This window comes from Paenibacillus terricola, from assembly GCF_014779765.1.
GTDB lineage: Bacteria > Bacillota > Bacilli > Paenibacillales > Paenibacillaceae > Paenibacillus_T > Paenibacillus_T terricola.
In genome coordinates this window covers 1,015,925-1,033,363 of the sequence record NZ_JACXZA010000002.1, presented here as the reverse complement: position 1 = coordinate 1,033,363, position 17,439 = coordinate 1,015,925, and the positions used below count along the sequence as shown (strand labels likewise).

At 48.4% G+C, this 17,439-nt stretch carries 12 protein-coding genes and 1 pseudogene; 9 read left to right on the top strand and 4 right to left on the bottom strand.

Annotated features, from left to right (window positions below; all coding sequences use genetic code 11):
• The first annotated feature begins 177 nt into the window (after window positions 1-177).
• The 3 genes from H8B09_RS12015 (at window position 178) to H8B09_RS12005 (ending at window position 7,054) form a co-directional block, all read left to right on the top strand.
• Window positions 178-1,419, top strand: coding sequence for a carbohydrate-binding domain-containing protein (locus H8B09_RS12015; RefSeq protein WP_224753482.1), 1,242 nt, complete (start codon window positions 178-180; stop codon window positions 1,417-1,419).
• Window positions 1,420-1,651: 232 nt separating this feature from the next.
• Entirely contained in the window at window positions 1,652-4,549 is a 2,898-nt protein-coding gene (locus H8B09_RS12010) for a glycosyl hydrolase 115 family protein (protein WP_191203708.1), read from the top strand.
• 261 nt (window positions 4,550-4,810) lie between these two features.
• Complete coding sequence (locus H8B09_RS12005; protein WP_191203707.1) at window positions 4,811-7,054, top strand: carbohydrate-binding domain-containing protein; 2,244 nt, start codon at window positions 4,811-4,813, stop codon at window positions 7,052-7,054.
• Window positions 7,055-7,501: 447 nt separating this feature from the next.
• Here H8B09_RS12005 and gntK read toward each other — a convergent pair whose 3' ends face one another.
• From gntK to gnd, 4 genes and pseudogenes are all read right to left on the bottom strand, one after another.
• Window positions 7,502-9,046 (bottom strand): gluconokinase, encoded by a 1,545-nt coding sequence (gntK, locus tag H8B09_RS12000; RefSeq protein ID WP_224753481.1) that lies wholly within the window; start codon window positions 9,044-9,046, stop codon window positions 7,502-7,504.
• A gap of 43 nt (window positions 9,047-9,089) precedes the next feature.
• Window positions 9,090-10,451, bottom strand: a complete 1,362-nt coding sequence (locus tag H8B09_RS11995; RefSeq protein ID WP_191203706.1) for a GntP family permease — start codon at window positions 10,449-10,451, stop codon at window positions 9,090-9,092.
• Window positions 10,452-10,610: 159 nt separating this feature from the next.
• The gene (locus H8B09_RS11990) at window positions 10,611-11,282 is read right to left on the bottom strand and encodes a GntR family transcriptional regulator (RefSeq protein ID WP_191203705.1); all 672 of its coding nucleotides are present in this window, start codon (window positions 11,280-11,282) and stop codon (window positions 10,611-10,613) included.
• A 109-nt stretch (window positions 11,283-11,391) separates the two neighbouring features.
• A pseudogene (gene gnd / locus H8B09_RS11985) lies at window positions 11,392-12,289 on the bottom strand (phosphogluconate dehydrogenase (NAD(+)-dependent, decarboxylating)).
• A gap of 187 nt (window positions 12,290-12,476) precedes the next feature.
• Between gnd and H8B09_RS11980 the strand changes: the two are divergent.
• The 6 genes from H8B09_RS11980 (at window position 12,477) to H8B09_RS11955 (ending at window position 17,174) form a co-directional block, all read left to right on the top strand.
• Window positions 12,477-12,803 (top strand): DUF2087 domain-containing protein, encoded by a 327-nt coding sequence (locus H8B09_RS11980; RefSeq protein ID WP_191203704.1) that lies wholly within the window; start codon window positions 12,477-12,479, stop codon window positions 12,801-12,803.
• A 90-nt stretch (window positions 12,804-12,893) separates the two neighbouring features.
• Window positions 12,894-13,097, top strand: a complete 204-nt coding sequence (locus tag H8B09_RS11975; RefSeq protein ID WP_191203703.1) for a cysteine-rich CWC family protein — start codon at window positions 12,894-12,896, stop codon at window positions 13,095-13,097.
• 120 nt (window positions 13,098-13,217) lie between these two features.
• Window positions 13,218-14,171 carry a zinc-dependent alcohol dehydrogenase family protein gene (locus H8B09_RS11970; RefSeq protein WP_318152594.1) on the top strand — a complete coding sequence of 318 codons (954 nt, stop codon included), beginning with the start codon at window positions 13,218-13,220 and terminating at the stop codon, window positions 14,169-14,171.
• Window positions 14,172-14,273: 102 nt separating this feature from the next.
• On the top strand, window positions 14,274-15,821 hold the full coding sequence (locus tag H8B09_RS11965) for a glycoside hydrolase family 43 protein (RefSeq protein WP_191203702.1): 1,548 nt from the start codon (window positions 14,274-14,276) through the stop codon (window positions 15,819-15,821).
• A 204-nt stretch (window positions 15,822-16,025) separates the two neighbouring features.
• Window positions 16,026-16,577 carry a histidine phosphatase family protein gene (locus tag H8B09_RS11960; RefSeq protein WP_191203701.1) on the top strand — a complete coding sequence of 184 codons (552 nt, stop codon included), beginning with the start codon at window positions 16,026-16,028 and terminating at the stop codon, window positions 16,575-16,577.
• A 12-nt stretch (window positions 16,578-16,589) separates the two neighbouring features.
• Window positions 16,590-17,174: a uracil-DNA glycosylase family protein gene (locus tag H8B09_RS11955; RefSeq protein WP_191203700.1), complete on the top strand. Its 585-nt coding sequence runs from the start codon at window positions 16,590-16,592 to the stop codon at window positions 17,172-17,174.
• Window positions 17,175-17,439 lie beyond the last annotated feature (265 nt).

The following is a 17,439-nucleotide window of genomic DNA, read 5'->3' as shown; positions in this document are numbered from 1 at the left end:
TCAGACAACAGGTCTGAGGTTTTTTTGCTTTGGCTTATTTTACTCCACAATAGAATCTTTCCTCTTTTCATTTAAGTTTGATTTAAGTGAGCTCTATTAGGATTGAAGCAAGTCATCAAAGCGATAGCCCAGTAAAGATCATATGAATCACTAAGAATATACAAGGAGTGTTGATTGATGAAATCCAATAAGATAATAAAACTAAGCGCGCTTACATTGGCCGCTTTGGTTGCGGTAGCTGTTGCGGGGTGCTCGAAGACAGAAGTTAACAGCGGCGGTGAGACAACTTCTGTTGCAACAACACAATCTGCTGCATCAACCAGCGAAACGCCGGCAACAACAGCAGCACCAACGGAAACTTCTGCTCTTGATACAACGGATATGTTCAGCGATCGTGATCTGGAGCAGACGGCGGATTTAACAGCTGCTAAGCAGATTAAGCTAACAAGCGGTCAAGATATCACGTTGGATCAAGAGGGTGTCTACGTCTTAAGCGGCGAGGCGCAGAATGCAACGGTAGTGGTTGATGCACCTGAGGATGCGAAGGTTCAAATCGTTCTAGATGGCGTAAGCATTATGAATGATGATTCGCCTGCCATCTATGTGAAGGAAGCGGATAAAGTGTTCGTGACCTCTACAGACAGCGAGAACGATATGCAGGTAACCGGTACTTACACGGCAGATGGTGAGACCAATCTGGATGCGGTAATTTTCTCAAGAGCCGATCTGACCATGAACGGAACCGGAAGCTTGGACATCGTGTCTAGTCAAGGAAACGGGATTTCGTCGAAGGATGATCTCATAATCACTGGAGGGGAATACAGCATCCAGTCCGCTGCAGATTCATTGGAAGCCAACGACTCCATTCGTATTCACGATGGAACGATCACAATCGATTCCGGCAAGGATGCGCTGCATAGCGAGAACGAAGAAGATGCTTCCCTCGGGTATATCTATATGGATGGCGGATCATTGAATATTAACGCTGCCGATGATGGCATTCGCGGCAACAGCATCGTTCAAATTGATGGAGGCACCATTAACATCGAGACATGCCAAGAAGGCATCGAAGGCAACTATATCAAGATCAATGATGGCAAGATTACGATAAACGCACAGGATGATGGCATTAATGCCTCGCAGAAGGTGGATTCCAATGTCGTGATTGAAGTCAATGGCGGTACGATTGATGTGAACATGGCAAGCGGCGATACGGATGCATTCGATGCCAACGGCGATATCTATATTAATGGAGGCACCATTACGGTGCAGGGAGCTTCGGCCTTCGATGCGGATGGTACTGCGCAGCTTAATGGCGGCGACGTTACGGTCAATGGCGAGAAAATCACGGAAATTACCGTGTCGCGCGGAGGCGGCGGAGGACGCGGTGGTGCCGGTGGCGGCAGAGGCATGCGATAACAGTCGTAAATAATAGAAGCGGTTGCCCTTCCTTAAGCAGGGCAGCCGTTTTGTTATTTCCAATAAAGATAATCTTGTTATTTCCAATTGCCGACCAATAAATCCAAATCAATCTTCTTTAATTTATCGATATAAATGTTTAATTATCACAAATGAAAATGACGCAATTGATTGTATAATTAGGAATAAATACGCGGAATAAACCGCCCAACTGAATACAAGGAGAACAATAATGAATTTTACAATAAATCAGAATGTAATTAATGAAAGCATATTCATTTTTGAGGAAAAGGAAGCGTACGCTGGTGTTCGCAGCATTGCAGAGAAGATCAAGAAAGATATAGATCTGGTCTTTGGCGTTCGACCTACATCAACAGACGAATGGAGTCAATTAGCTTCCTGTGCGGTCATCTATGGAACAATCGACAAAAGCCCAATCTTGGACAGCCTGTCCGAAAGTGGCAAGATTGATATCCACGAACTTCGCGGGAAGAATGAGGTTTATTTATTACAAGTTGTAGAAGCTCCGGGTAATGGAGTGGATCGTGCGCTCGTCATTGCTGGCAGTGATAAGCGGGGGACGATATATGGCTTATTCCGTCTGTCTGAAATGCTTGGCGTATCACCCTATGTGAATTGGAGTAATGTGCCGCCTAAGCGTCTAGAAGAATGGTCGCTGGACAATGGATACAAATATGTTTCCAAAGAGCCGTCGGTGCGCTATAGAGGATTCTTCATTAATGATGAATGGCCGGCATTCGGCACTTGGGTACATAAGCGTTTCGGCGGGTTTAATGCGGAGGCGTATGATCATGTGTTCGAATTGCTGCTGCGCCTGAAGGGCAACTATATTTGGCCAGCCATGTGGTCGGCACGATTTTACGATGACGGACCGGGTCTTGCCAATGCGGAGCTAGCGGACGAGTACGGTGTAGTGGTTGGGGCTTCCCATCATGAGCCGTGCTTGCGCCAAGGCGAAGAGTATAAATATGTAAGAGGCAAGGATTCGATCTATGGCGATGCGTGGAACTTCAGAACGAATGAAGAAGGGATCACCAGGTTCTGGGCAGACGGTCTGAAGCGGAGCGGTAAGTTCGATAACGTCATTACAGTCGGGATGCGTGGCGAAGCCGATACTGCGATCATGGGGAAGGAAGCTACTTTTGCCGATAATATCGAACTGCTGCGAGACGTGCTGCGGACCCAGAATCATTTGATCAAAGAGCATGTGAACCCGAACCTGGATCAAGTGCCGCGAATGCTGGCGCTGTACAAAGAGGTAGAGCCGTTCTTCTATGGAGATGAGCAGACGCCGGGCCTGATCGGATCGAAAGAGCTGGAGGATGTTATCCTGATGCTCTGCGATGACAACTTCGGCAATCTTCGAACGCTGCCGACGGAAGCTATGCGCTCACATCCCGGCGGATATGGCATGTATTATCATTTCGATTACCATGGCGGCCCGATCTCCTATGAATGGATCAATAGCAGCTATCTGCCGAAGGTGTGGGAGCAGATGAGCATGGCCTATGATTTTGGCGTCCGCGAGCTGTGGGTCGTCAATGTAGGCGATATCGCCACGCAAGAGTTTCCGCTCGCGTATTTCCTGGATCTGGCGTACGACTTTGACCGTTGGGGAACGGATGCAATCAATAAGACTCATGACTATACCCGTGTGTGGATCGAGCAGCAATTCGGTGCATTCTGCGATTTAGAAGAACTGAAGGCCATTCATCGAATTATTGACGGGTATACGCGGATTACGCATAATCGCAAAGCCGAGGCGATGAACGCGGACGTCTACCATCCGGTCCATTATCAGGAGACAGACAGATTGTTGTCTGAGATTGATAAGCTTATGGCTGAAGCCAATGCGCTGCATGCGAAGATGAACGAAGAGGCAATGCCAGCTTTCTTCTCCTTAGTCTATTATCCGGCGATGGGAAATTTGAATTTGCAGCGAATGCATCTGTTGGCAGGTAAGAATCATTACGCGGCTAGGCTGAATCGGATGGAAGCGAACCAATTGGCTGAGCAAATCCGTGCTTGCATGCAGAGGGATGAGGAACTCGTGGATGAATTCCATGCAATTGATGGAGCGCGGTGGTATGGCATGGGCTTGTCCGAGCATATTGGCTTCACCAAGTGGAATGAAGACGAATGCCGTTATCCGATTCTGATGCAGGTCATTCCTGCCCGAAAGCCAAGATTAAGTGTGTCCTTGGACGGCAGTACCTTGCAATCCGAGGGCAGCGGCTGGCATCTGAACAAGCTTTATATGAGAGATTTCAAGCGCCCGGATGCAACGGAGGCAACCTTCACGATCTATAGTCTCAGCGATCAGGATGCTTCATACGAAATTACTTGTGAATCGTCATGGGTGACATGCTCAAGTTATGCGGGAAAATTAGACGGCATCCATACAACATCGGAGACGATAACGGTTCGGCTCGACCGGAATGCCATGAATGACGAATCGGCAGCGGAGATCGAGGTAAAGCTTCCTAGCGGCGTCTGCACGATTATCGTGGATGCCCAACTGCCAGATCTGAGCGGCTTACCGGATGGAATTTTCGTCGATACAGAAGGATATATATCTATCGAGGCTGAGCACTATTGCATCAAGCAAGATGCGGGACAGTATGAGGAAGACTCGGCCGGCTTCCAGCTCATCGAGGAGTATGGCAGAACATTATCCGCGATGAAGGTGTTCCCGACTACGCGATATTTCACAGCGGGCGAAGATGCCCCTTATCTGGAATACCAATTCGTTGTGCAAGAAGCTGGCGATTATGAGGTCAAGTTGTATATGCAGCCTTCGAATCCGGTAACGACAGACAATACGCTGCACTATGGCATTCAAGCGAACGAAGGCGAAATTCAAGTGTGGAACACGATTGTCAGGGGACAACAGGTGAGCGAATACAATCGGGATTGGGCTACTGGCGTGCTGGACAATATTCGACGCCACATAAGCCAGATCGTCTGCCAGGAAGGACGAAATCAGCTTCGGATTTATGCGGTAAGTCCTGGCTTCGTACTCGAGAAGCTTGTAATCTATCCGGTAGGCAAGAAGCCTGCTGCGAGCTACTTGGGACCAACGGAATCGTATTATGTCGGGAAAAGTTAATGACTGATATGCCGTGTAGCCATACTGACACTAATTCAGACCAGAGCTATATTACAGAAAGCTAGTAATCGAATTCGCAGTGGATTGTCGTTAATAAACACCTATGTGATAAAGACTCCTACTCCTCATGTTGAATGACATGGATGTTAGGAGTCTTTCGTATTTTACGCCGAATAGCGGTCTTTACAAATATTTAAGTTTCGTTTAAGTAAACGCATTTACACTTGGGACATCAAATCCGAAAGGAAGTGTCCTAAGTTTATGATTAAGCAATTAACTTCAACCACACTTGCGCTAGCGCTCACACTCTCATCCACGGCTTATATAGCTGCAGCAGCTGATGCTACTGGTGACGTAACGAGCATATCATTATCCGATAATGGGGTAACAGTAGATGGTCAGGCTGCTTCGACGTCCTCTACAGCTGCCGTCTATACCGGTGCAGATATTGTTTATTATGAAGCTGGACATGACTCATCTTATGGGGAAGGAACCGCGGCTGACGCACATGAGAGCAGTGAAGCGGACAAGCATACGGTTGTTACGATAACGGAGCCAGGTACATATCGTCTATCCGGTACGCTGTCTGCTGGACAAATCGCTGTCGACCTAGGTAAAGAAGCAGAGACTGATCCTACAGCGAAAGTAACGCTAATTATGGATGGCGTTGATATTACGTCAACTGTCGCTCCTGCGGTTATTTTCTACAATGTGTATGATCCATACAGCGATGATCAAGATACGAAAGGTATTACCGATCTGACGAATGCAGGAGCACAGGTTGTGCTTGCCGATGGCTCCGTGAATGAAGTGAATGGCTCTTATGTCGCTCGTATCTATAAGGAAGGTACGACTAAGAAGCTTCATAAGTACGATGGCGCGTTCTACTCCCGCATGTCGATGAATATTTCCGGTCAGACGAAAGGGACAGGCGAGCTGCATATTACAGGTGAGAATGAAGGTCTAGACTCTGAACTGCATCTGACCATCAATGGCGGCCAGATCTACATTGAGTCACAGGATGATGGTATTAATACGAACGAAGACGGAATCTCGGTTACGACGATCAACGGCGGTTATCTTCATGTGAATGCCGGTTTAGGTGCAGAAGGCGATGGCATCGATTCTAATGGTTACTTGACGATCAACGGCGGCTCCATCGTCACAATGGCGAACGATCGCAGTCCAGACGGGGGCATCGATGCCGATAGTGACATCGCGATTAATGGCGGGACCGTCGTTGCCCTTGGTACTCGCAACGATGCTACAGGTACGAATTCGAAGCAGACCTTTATTGAGCTCGCATTCGCTTCCACGCAGAAAGCCGGCAGCGTGATCACGCTGAAGAATGCCGAAGGCAACGAGCTGCTAAACCACACGGCAGAGAAAGCGTTCCAAAGTGTTACCTTCTCATCATCTGAACTTGCCAAGAATAAGGAATACCATGTGTTTATCGATGGTGTTGAACAGCAATATACAGGAAACAGCTTCGGCATGATGGGAGGCGGCGGTTTCGGCGGTATGGGACCTGGCGGCAGAGGAGATGTCGCTGCTCCGGGGGACGGTAATTTCACACCTCCGGATCGTACAAACAACGGAACGCTGCCAACGGGCGAAACACCTCCGACAGGCGATGGCTCATCGAATGGCACAGGCGGCTTCAATCCGCAACCATCAACAGGAGATCAAGCTAACGCAGAAGGCTCTACAGCGTTCACGATTACGAATACGGTCCACAGCTTCTCAGGAATTTCGGCTTCTACTGAAGCTTCCGGTAAGAAACGCGTTACCTTCAGCGTGAATGATGGGAGCGGCGTTAAGAATGTTGCATCAGACGGGAAGCTTGTGCTGAATAAAATAACAGCTAGTGCCGATGTTCCATCCGAAGATATTCAGCTTACCATTACGGATGTTCCATCGGAGAGCTTCTCGTCTTCGATTCGCTTATCGGAAGGCATTGATGCGTTGACGCTCCCAACGGAAGATGGTACGTACCAGCTTACGGTTGCAGTCGTGTCTGATAATGCGGAATATACAGGTACATCGCAATATTCCTTTACGATTGGCGGATTGCCGTTCACGGATATCAATCCAACTGACAGTGCCTATGCGGCCGTGAAGACGTTGTATGACAAAGGTATTCTGACTGGCACGAGCAGTACGACTTTTTCCCCTTCAGCAAGCGTTACACGTGCAGCAGCCGTTACAGCCCTTGGACGCTTGCTCGGTGTTGATCAAGCAGATACTTCAACATTCCAGGATGTGAAGCAGGGCAGCTGGTACAGCGGATACGTCGGATGGGCGTCTACGAACGCGATTGTGTTGGGTGATGGGGCCGGACATTTCCTGCCGAATTCGAGCATTACATCGAAACAAATGGATTTGATTCTGACTCGATATGCTGCATTCACAGGCATTACTTATAGCAGTGCAAGCAATGAGAGCGAAGCTCATGCGCTAACGAGAAAAGAATTGGCAGTCATTCTTGCATCTCTGGTTAAATAGGTAAACGGTTATTGAGGAACAACCGTAAACTGCAGAGCAGTCCACATTCGATGTGGACTGCTCTTTGCCGTGTAATTGAGGATGGTCGTGAATGGTTTTAACTGAGTTTAAAATTAGCTGCGATAATGAAGCTGTTGAAACAAACCGCAACAACAAACAATAACATCTACAAGGGGCTAATAATCAAGATGGTCGCTAAAACGTTGGAAACGCTCAACAATGCAAATTTTTTGTTACTTTATTTAACTTTATTAGATAAATCGAATGGCATCAGAACAATGCTAGGCAGTCAACTGCAGCTGCTTGGGATCGAAAGCAAAGGATCTGAGAAGAGTAGGCATGCGAACGAACTTCTTACGTAATCCTAAGATTACCAACCATCATATTGTCAATACGTAAAAAAAACAGTCCACCTCCTACTGGTGGACTGTTCTGCATTCACACTAGCTATTTCACAACCCGTTCCTGAAACTTCGCGATTGCCTCGTATTCGGCTTCGAGCTTGCGAGGAATCTGAATGTAGATCGGCAGAAGCTGGTGGTAGATATCGGCATGCTCCTTGATCGGTTGATGCTGATGAGTGGAGCCGACCATGCTAGCCACGATCTCAAGCGAATCAGCTCGGCCGATGGCCTTGAGGCCAAGGACAACAGCGCCAAGGCACGAGCTTTCGAAGCTCTCGGGCACGACGACTTCTTGGTCGAAAATGTCCGACATCATCTGACGCCACAGGTACGAGCGGGCGAACCCGCCTGTTGCATGGATTCGAGTCGGGCGTCCGATCTGTTCCTCCATGGCAAGCAATACCGTGTACAGGTTGAAAATAACCCCTTCCAGTACAGCGCGGATCATATGCTCCTTCTTATGGTGCATGTTAAGACCAAAGAAAGACCCTCTCGCGTTTGGATTCCACAGCGGCGCACGTTCGCCGGTCAGATAAGGGTGGAATAGAAGACCGTCTGCTCCTGGTCCTACTTTCTCTACGATCTGCATGATGAGATCATAAGAATCCATCCCGAGCCGCTTAGCCGTCTCGACTTCCGATGCCGCGAATTCATCTCTTGCCCAGCGGAGCAGCATGCCGCCATTGTTGACCGGACCGCCAATGACCCACAGATCTTCCGTTAACGCATAACAGAAAAATCTGCCCTTCGGATCGGTAACTGGCTTATTCACAACCGTGCGAATGGCACCGCTCGTCCCGATCGTCGCCGCGACAACACCTGGCTTGATCGCATTCACTCCGAGGTTGGAAAGAACCCCATCGCTGGCTCCTATAACGAATGGAGTGGAAGGAGCAAGTCCCATTTCTTCAGCGTAGACAGCAGACATCCCGCTTAGCGTATGAGTCGTTGGCACAAGCTTAGACAACTTCTCGCTCGTAACACCTGCCAGCGACAGCGCTTCTTCATCCCAATCCAGCTTCTCGAGATTCATCATCCCCGTTGCGGAAGCGATGGAATGGTCGATGACGTATTCGTTGAACAGCTTCGCGAATACATACTCTTTGATCGAAATGAATTTATAAGCCTTCTCGAATAAGTCCGATTGATCGTGGCGAAGCCACATCAACTTGGAGAGAGGGGACATCGGGTGAATCGGTGTCCCTGTCCGCAGGTAGATCTCGTGCCCGTTCATCTCACGCTTCAGACGCTCCGTCCAAGCAGCACTTCGGTTATCGCCCCAAGTGATGCAGTTCGTCAGCGGTTTGCCATCCGCATCGACGACGATGACGCTATGCATCGCCGAGCTGAAGGAGACGAACATCACTTGTTCCGGCTTCGCGCCGCTTTGCGCCATAACCATCTTCAATACGTGGACGACAGCGCCGAAGATCTGATCCGGATCTTGCTCCGCTACAGAAGAAGAAGGAGTAAACAAGGGATAACCCTCGTCCGCCTTGGTTACAACCTTCCCGTTTTCTTCGAACATCACAGCTTTGGTGCTAGTTGTTCCGATATCAACGCCAATCATATAGTAAGGCTGACTCAATGGATGAACCCTCTTTCCTGTGAAAATTGCCCAGTTCCTCTTCTTATACTACCGTACTAAGCAGAAGAATCAATACTAGGCCAACAACCGATAGCAGCGTCTCCATCACCGTCCACGATTTCAACGTTTGCGGAACGGTCATATTGAAGAATTCTTTCACCATCCAGAAACCGGCGTCGTTGACATGGGAGAGCACGAGGGAGCCAGCGCCCGTTGCAAGCACTACAAGCTCAACGTTCGTGTCTGGGTTCTGACCGAGTACAGGTGCAATAATGCCCGCTGCCGTCGTCATTGCTACAGTTGCTGAACCTGTTGCCACACGGATGAGCGCAGCAACGAACCAAGCGAAGAAGATAATGTTCACGTTCGCTTGCGTTGCAATATCCGCAATCGCACCACCGACACCGCTGTTAATCAATACTTGCTTGAACGCACCGCCTGCACCGATGATCAGAATGATAGTCGCCGTAGGAGCCAAGCATTCGCTTGTGAAGCGGGAAACATCTTCCTTCGAGAAGCCTCTTGCGAATCCAAGCGAGAAGAAGGCGAACACGACAGCGATCAGCAGAGCGATAATCTCATGGCCGATAAATTCACAGAATACCGTGAATTGGCTGGTTGCATCTGGATCGATGATGTTGGCAATGGAGCCAATTAGCATCAAGATAACAGGGAGCAGAATCGTGAACAACGTAATGCCGAAGCCAGGCAGATTGCGATTTTCTTTGGTCGTGAATTGCTCAGCCAAGTTGGCTGGCGGCTCGACTTGAATTCTTCGGCCAATGAATTTACCAAACACAGGTCCCGCGATAATAGCAGTAGGGAGACCGATGATGATCGAATACAGAATCGTCTTGCCAAGATCCGCTTGATACGCATCAATTGCGATCATTGGTGCCGGATGGGGCGGAACGAGCCCGTGTACAGTGGAAAGACCAGCGAGAACAGGAATGCCGATCTGCAGCAGAGACATTCTCGTCTTGCGAGCTACGATGAATACAATCGGGATAAGAAGAATGACCCCGACTTCGAAGAATACCGGGATACCGACAATGAAACCGACGATCATCATCGCCCAGTGTACGCGCTTCTCCCCGAATCGATCGACCATTGTGGTCGCGATCCGTTCGGCGCCGCCTGATTCCGCCATCATTTTGCCAAGCATGGTACCAAGACCGATGACGATGGCGATCGTTCCTAAAGTGCCGCCTAACCCGCCGGTTATGGATTTGATGACTTCATCCGGCTTCATCCCCGCAAGGAAACCTAACAGCAGGGAGGAGATAAGCAGAGTGACGAATGGATTCCACTTGTATTTCGCGATAAGCACAACCAGAAATACGATGGAAACCAATGCCCATATTAACAAGGTAACATTGTGACTGAAGCCAAATATCGTGTTCATGATGCTGCCTCCTGTTATTATCCAGATCGATATCACTTTCAGCATTTCCATCATAGAACGCTTTCAACAAAATAAATGAGTCGCATATTGTATACTTGTCGACAACGTGGACGAACGCTTTAATTCAAGCGCTTTCCTTTTTTACCGCGCCAACAACGATTACGATATGCTGCTATGAAGCGTTATGTTGGAATCTGCGAAGTAGTCTTGCACAACCTTCTGAATCACATTCACATCTCTTGACTCTAATGCTTGGATAATGCCTCGATGCTTCTCGATCACTTGAAGAAGTTTACGTTCCCCTTCAGCGAAAACAACGTCCGTCGTAATAAGCATGACAGTCAGCACAATATGACGGATGCTTCTCCATAGATGGTGGATACGTGTATGTTGAGCCTCTACAACCATCGCCTCATGAAAACGGAAATCCAGATGCGAGAACTCGACAGCATCATTGTATTTGATGGCAAGCTCCATTTTATCAATGATTTGCTTCAGGTTCGCAAGCAGTGAATCATGGTTTCCATTAGCCAGACGCTGCTGGGCGAAGCTCTCAATCAGATATCGGACATCATAAAGCTCCTGCAGATCTTGTATGCTCAATCCGAGTACAACGGCACCCATCCGTTCCAGACGAATAAGTCCTTCGTTGGACAATGTCTTGAGCGCTTCCCGCACTGGGGATCTGCTCGTGTTAAAATCTGCAGCAATCCGATTCTCGGACAATTTCTCGCCTTGTTTGATCGTGCCATTGATGATCTGCAGTCTTAATTCACAAGCAATGGATTCCCCCAGGGAAGACCCTTGCAGCCAAGCAGTAGGATAACGCATATAAGTCAACTCTCCTATATCGATCATTTTCGAACGGTTAAGAACGGTATGTATTTACCGATTTTAACACAGATTCGCATAACGATTCTATGAGGAGAACGGATGTTTGTTATTCTGCACGCTCAACAGCGTGGCCGCCGAACTCATTGCGAAGCGCAGCAACAACCTTGCCGTGGAACGTATCCGCTTCAAGCGAGCGGTATCTCATCAGGAGCGACAGCGCAATGACCGGCGTGCTGACTTCGAGATCAAGCGCGGCTTCAACCGTCCATTTGCCTTCGCCGGAGCTCTTCATGACGCCGCGAATGCCGTCCAAGTTCGCATCTTTCGAGAACGCGTTCTCCGTTAGTTCCATCAGCCAGCTGCGAATAACCGAGCCATTGGACCACACGCGCAACCTGCTCGTAGTTGAAGTCAAATTCGCTCTTCGACAGCAGCTCGAAGCCTTCTGCGATGGATTGCATCATGCCATATTCGATGCCGTTATGAACCATCTTCAGATAGTGACCGCTGCCGCTTTTGCCTGCATACAGATACCCACGTTCGACCGCTATGTCTTGGAAAATAGGTTCGATTGTCGCGAACGCAGCTTGGTCGCCGCCAATCATGAAGCAGCCGCCATGCGCTGCGCCATTCGTACCGCCCGACGTACCTACATCGAAGAAATGGATGCCGTGTGCGGCAAGCTTCTCAGCACGAGCGAGTGATTGTTTATAGTGCGAATTACCGCCATCGATGATGATATCGCCAATCTCCAGCATCGGAATGACCTTGTCGATTACTTGATCGACGATTGAGCCCGCAGGGACCATGATCCATACAATACGAGGGGAGGCCAGCTTCGCAACGAGTTCTTCGATCGATGCGGCAAATTCGGCGCCTTGCTCCGCTAATTGCTTGCCGGGATCAGGATTCACGTCGTTAACAACGACTTCATGCTGATGAAGGAGCATATTTTGTACGAGATTATAACCCATTTTGCCAAGACCTATCATGCCTAGTTTCATCGTGTTCACCTCTATTAAGTCTACAAGTATACTTGTGTACAAGTTGTAATCCTATAATAATAGCTTGTTTGCATTCTGTAAATACAATTAAGTCAAACCTCGACGCATACAATTGTTGACACCCGAATCTAATTTGAATATCATCTAATTAGACGAATATCGAATTTCGATAGTTGGAGGTATCAATATGACAGAACAAGCCGCTAATGGGATAACCGCAAACGAGAAGCTGCAGCGCTCGGTGCTCCGAAGTTTTATAACCGAGCAGTGCTGCATTAAACATCTTCCGGCACAGCTGAAGAAGAAGTTGATCGTACTGGAGCATCTGACGAACCAACTGGATGCCGATAAGATCTATACAGAGAAGGAGATCAATGCGTTCATTAAGCCGCTGAATGAAGACTTCGCGACGATTCGCAGAGAGCTGTATATTCACCGATTCGTCAATCGCGAGAATGAAATTTATGAAGTGAATGATCGCAGGGAGTGGCGGGACTGGAGGACGCTCGGGTAGATTCAGTCAAATTACTGGAGCCTGCTGGAAACAAATTGAATGTACAAGTATGATAGGATTAGTAGATTATGATAAAAGCAGGTGTGAAACATGAACGATCAAACGGCGGCCAAATGCCCAATCTGCAGCAGCGACAATCGATGCGGGAATGTCACGGGTAATCCGAATGCATGTTGGTGCAGCAAGGAGTACTTCCCGCAGGAGATCTTCAAGCTCGTACCGAAAGATCAAATTGATGTATCTTGCATATGCAAGGCGTGTCTTGATAAGTTCAAGGAAGCAAGCAGCGTATAGTAGAAGCGGCGGTTGTGCTGGTATGGAATTGAACCGTTAAGCAAGGAGAGAGCAATCATTCATCCTTTTGTTTCTTTACGCTATGATTCTTTTGGCGATCCTCGGGAGGTCCTCCAGCTTGTGAATCGAGCACCTGCTTCACTTGATCAAGATGAGGTGTTGGTTCGAATGTTAGCCAGTCCGATCAATCCCTCTGACTTAATCCCGATACGAGGCGCTTACAAGCATCGTATCCATCTGCCGGCAATACCCGGATATGAGGGCGTTGGGGTTGTCGAGGAGGTTGGATCACCAAATCACGTTTCTTTATTAGGCCGCCGGGTGCTGCCCTTGCGGGGTGAAGGCACTTGGCAGGCTTATGTCACCACTAAGGCGCAATATGCAATTCCGGTTCCCGATTCTGTTGATGACGAGACAGCAAGTCAAATGTATATCAACCCCGTTACGACGTGGGTGATTTGTTCGGATGAACTTAAGCTAACGCATGAAGACGTGCTTCTCGTTAATGCTTGCGGATCTGCGATTGGCCGATTATTTGCTCAATTCGCTCGTCTCATCGGATTCAAGTTAATTGCAATTGTGCGCAACAGCGCACATGCCGAAGAGTTGCATTCGCTCGGAGCTTGGCAGGTGCTTGACTCATCTCAAGGTTCTATAAGAGATCGCGTAATGGAGATTACGTCTGGGGTGGGAGCAACGGCGGGGATTGATAGTATCGGCGGGGCGGATGCCGAAGATCTGATGAACTGCATTCGTCCTGGCGGAACCGTATTGAGCATTGGTCTGTTGTCGGGTATTTCGATTGATTGGATGAATGTGAATAGGCAGCTTCCTTCCATTAATGTAAAACCATACTGGCTTAAAAGGTGGATGCAAGAAGCTTCGCATGCGCAGTGGCACTCCACATTTGAACACCTCTTCCACTTACTGATGAACAATCAGATAAAGATTCAACAAGCAAGAGGACGTTTCGAGCTGGACGAATACCACGCAGCGATAAGCGCGGCCGAACAACGAGGACAGAAAGGGAAGGTGCTCTTATTGCCTTCAATGTCTAATGATCGTAGGGTATAACCTATAATTCGTCATGCATGTACTAGAGTTTGGCAGGTTGTTGGTGAAGCTTGAACAGTCTATCATCGAAGGATAAATTGAAACCAGAAAGAGTGATAGAGGATGACAACGTTCAAAAATCCTATTTTACCTGGGTTTTATCCTGATCCGTCCATGTGCAGAGTTGGCGATGATTACTATTTGGTCACTTCGACGTTCGAATATTTCCCGGGAATTCCTATTTTTCACAGTAAGGATCTCGTGAACTGGAGACAGATCGGCCATGTGCTGGACCGGCCGTCTCAGCTTGATCTAGATGGCTTGAGGCCATCCGAAGGTGTGTTTGCACCAACGATTCGGTACCACGAGGGCACATTCTATGTCATTAATACGAATGTTGGCAAGAAAGGTAACTTCATCGTTACGGCTACCGATCCTGCCGGGCCTTGGTCCGATCCATACTGGCTGGAATCCGAAGGGATCGACCCATCCTTATTCTTCGATGAGGATGGCAAAGCGTACTACACTGGTACACGCCCGGCACCTGAGGGTCCTCAATATTTCGGCAACTGGGAGATATGGATCCAGGAGCTTGATTTGAACACGATGAAACTCGTCGGCGAGACGCATTCGTTATGGCGTGGTGCACTGCGCGATGCCGTATGGCCGGAAGGCCCGCATACTTACAAAATCAACGGCTATTATTATCTGCTCATCTCGGAAGGTGGCACGGGACCGGATCATGCCATTTCCGTTGCTCGAAGCGAAAATATATTCGGACCGTATGTCGGTTATAAGAAAAATCCGGTCCTCACACACCGTCATCTGGGCAACGACTACCCGATCGTCAACGTTGGTCACTCCGATATTGTAGAGACGCCGAATGGCGAGTGGTGGATGGTTCTGCTTGCTTCCCGTCCATATGGCGGATATTATCGCAACCTTGGCCGCGAGACATTCCTTGTTCCATTCACATGGGAGGAAGGTTGGCCAGTCGTGAAACCGGGCAAATCCATTGTCGAGATGGAAGAGGTGCGTCCGAACCTGCCGGAGCAGCGGTGGATACAGCCTCCGGCTTGCGACAACTTCGATGCAACGGAGCTTGGCATGCAGTGGCTGCTCCTTCGCACGCCAAGAGAGCCATTCATGAGTCTCGAAGAACGTCCTGGCCATCTTCGACTGAAGCTGCGTCCGCAGACGCTCAAGGAGAATGTTCAACCGAGCTTCGTAGGCAGACGCCAACAGCACATTCATTTCAACGCACGTACTGTGTTGGAGTTCTCGCCGCGCACGGAGCATGAGTCGGCTGGTGTCGTGCTGCTGCAGAGCAGCAAATACCATTTCCGCTGCGAGGTTCTTCTATCGGGCGGCAAGAAGGTTATTCGCTTGACCAAATGTACGGACGGCAAAGACGAAGTGCTGGCTGAACAGGCAGTCGCTGCGGACAAGCTGTATTTGACAATCGAAGCACATGAGCAGAATTACTCCTTCTACTATGGAGCGCAAGCAGAGGAGTATCTGCCGCTTGCCGAGAACGTGGACGGCCGAATTCTCAGCACAGACGTGGCTGGCGGCTTCGTAGGCGCTTGCCTTGGCATGTATGCCAGCAGCAATGGACAAGTAAGCGATAATGTAGCGGACTTCGATTGGTTTGAATATACGGGTAATTAATACATTAACAATTACAATGCTCTTCGACGATGGGAATCGTTGAGGAGCATTATTTGTTTGGTTCGAATTGAAGAAATTTACATTTGGTCTTTTAATCAAATCGTTTCATGTTATGATTAAAAAAATTAAGGGGATGAACCTTCATACATTGGAGATGTTGACCTTTCATCTGTACGATAACGCAGGCTAAGGGGAGGAAGCGAAATGATCTACGTCGTCAGACATGGACAGACGGATTGGAACCGTGAGGGCAAACTGCAAGGCAGGCAGGGATTGCCGTTGAATGAGCTCGGAATCAGCCAAGCCGAACATTTGAGAGTAACGCTCCAAGATGTTAAATTTGATTATGTCTTCTCTTCGCCTCAAGCAAGAGCGATCGAAACAGCAGAGATCGCAACAGGTTTGAAGGCAATCGTGGATGACCGGCTCGATGTATTTGATCTCGGTGATGCGGACGGATTAACGAGAAACGAAGTGAAGCTTGACGGCGTCGTACCCGATTCAAATTTCTATAATGGCGTTGAAGATATTCGCGCATTCATCGCAAGAGTGTTTAACTTCATGAGAGAGCTGGATGCACAGCACAGGAATGAAGAGTTGAATATATTGATTTCTGGACACAGATGTACGACGGGGTGTATCGGAGCGTATTTTGAGGGAATACCTGAGGACGGGAATATCTTAACACACTCATCGGATAACGGCGGATTCAAATCATACGAATTCACCACCAACATTCAAGCGAGACAATCGTAGAGGAACGAAGTTATGGAATTTAATGAGCTGAAAGAAAGTATTCTTGCCTGTCGGGATTGCGCAGAGAAGTTTGGGCATACGCCTAGTCCAATTTTTCATGGCACACAGCATTCGAAGATCATGCAGATCAGTCAAGCGCCCTCCAAAAACGTACATTTGACGAAGCGGCCATTCAACGATCCGTCTGGCGACAAGCTGAAATATCAATGGTATCAAATAACGGACGATGAATTCTACAATGAGGACAACTTCTATATTACGTCCATTGCGCATTGCTTCCCTGGCAAGAATGGCAAAGGAGGGGACAAGCCACCTCCATTATCATGTGCGAAGAAGTGGATGGCGACGGAGATGTCGTTCGTTGATAACAAGATCTTCGTCATCATTGGAGCGAAGGCTGCGAATTATTTGTTCCCGGGCATCCCTTTCATCGACCTAGTGTTTAATGAGCATATCCTGGGCGACAAGCCGACCTATGTGATGCCGCATCCTTCACCGCTTAATGTAAGGTGGTTTAAGGAGCACCCTGCATTCGAGGAGCAAAGGCTGCCTGTGATTAGAGCAAAGGTATGGGAAGCGTTGGGTAAGACAGAATAGGAAACGTATTACAAAGCGCAAATAAAGAGCTCATGGTCGACGGAATGGCCGTATTGATGGGAAAGATAGTATAGATACAAGGTTATGCATTTCTATACTCTGTTCAACACCTGGAATGTAACTGCAACTTCAGATGAAAAGTAGAGGATGTTTTGGACGCCTGAAAAGGGGTTTTTTGAGTGAAGAAAAATAACTACTATATATTTTTTCTGTTTCTTGTTGTCATCGTCGTCCTTTCTATTCTCGTTTCTAATCAATATAAGGA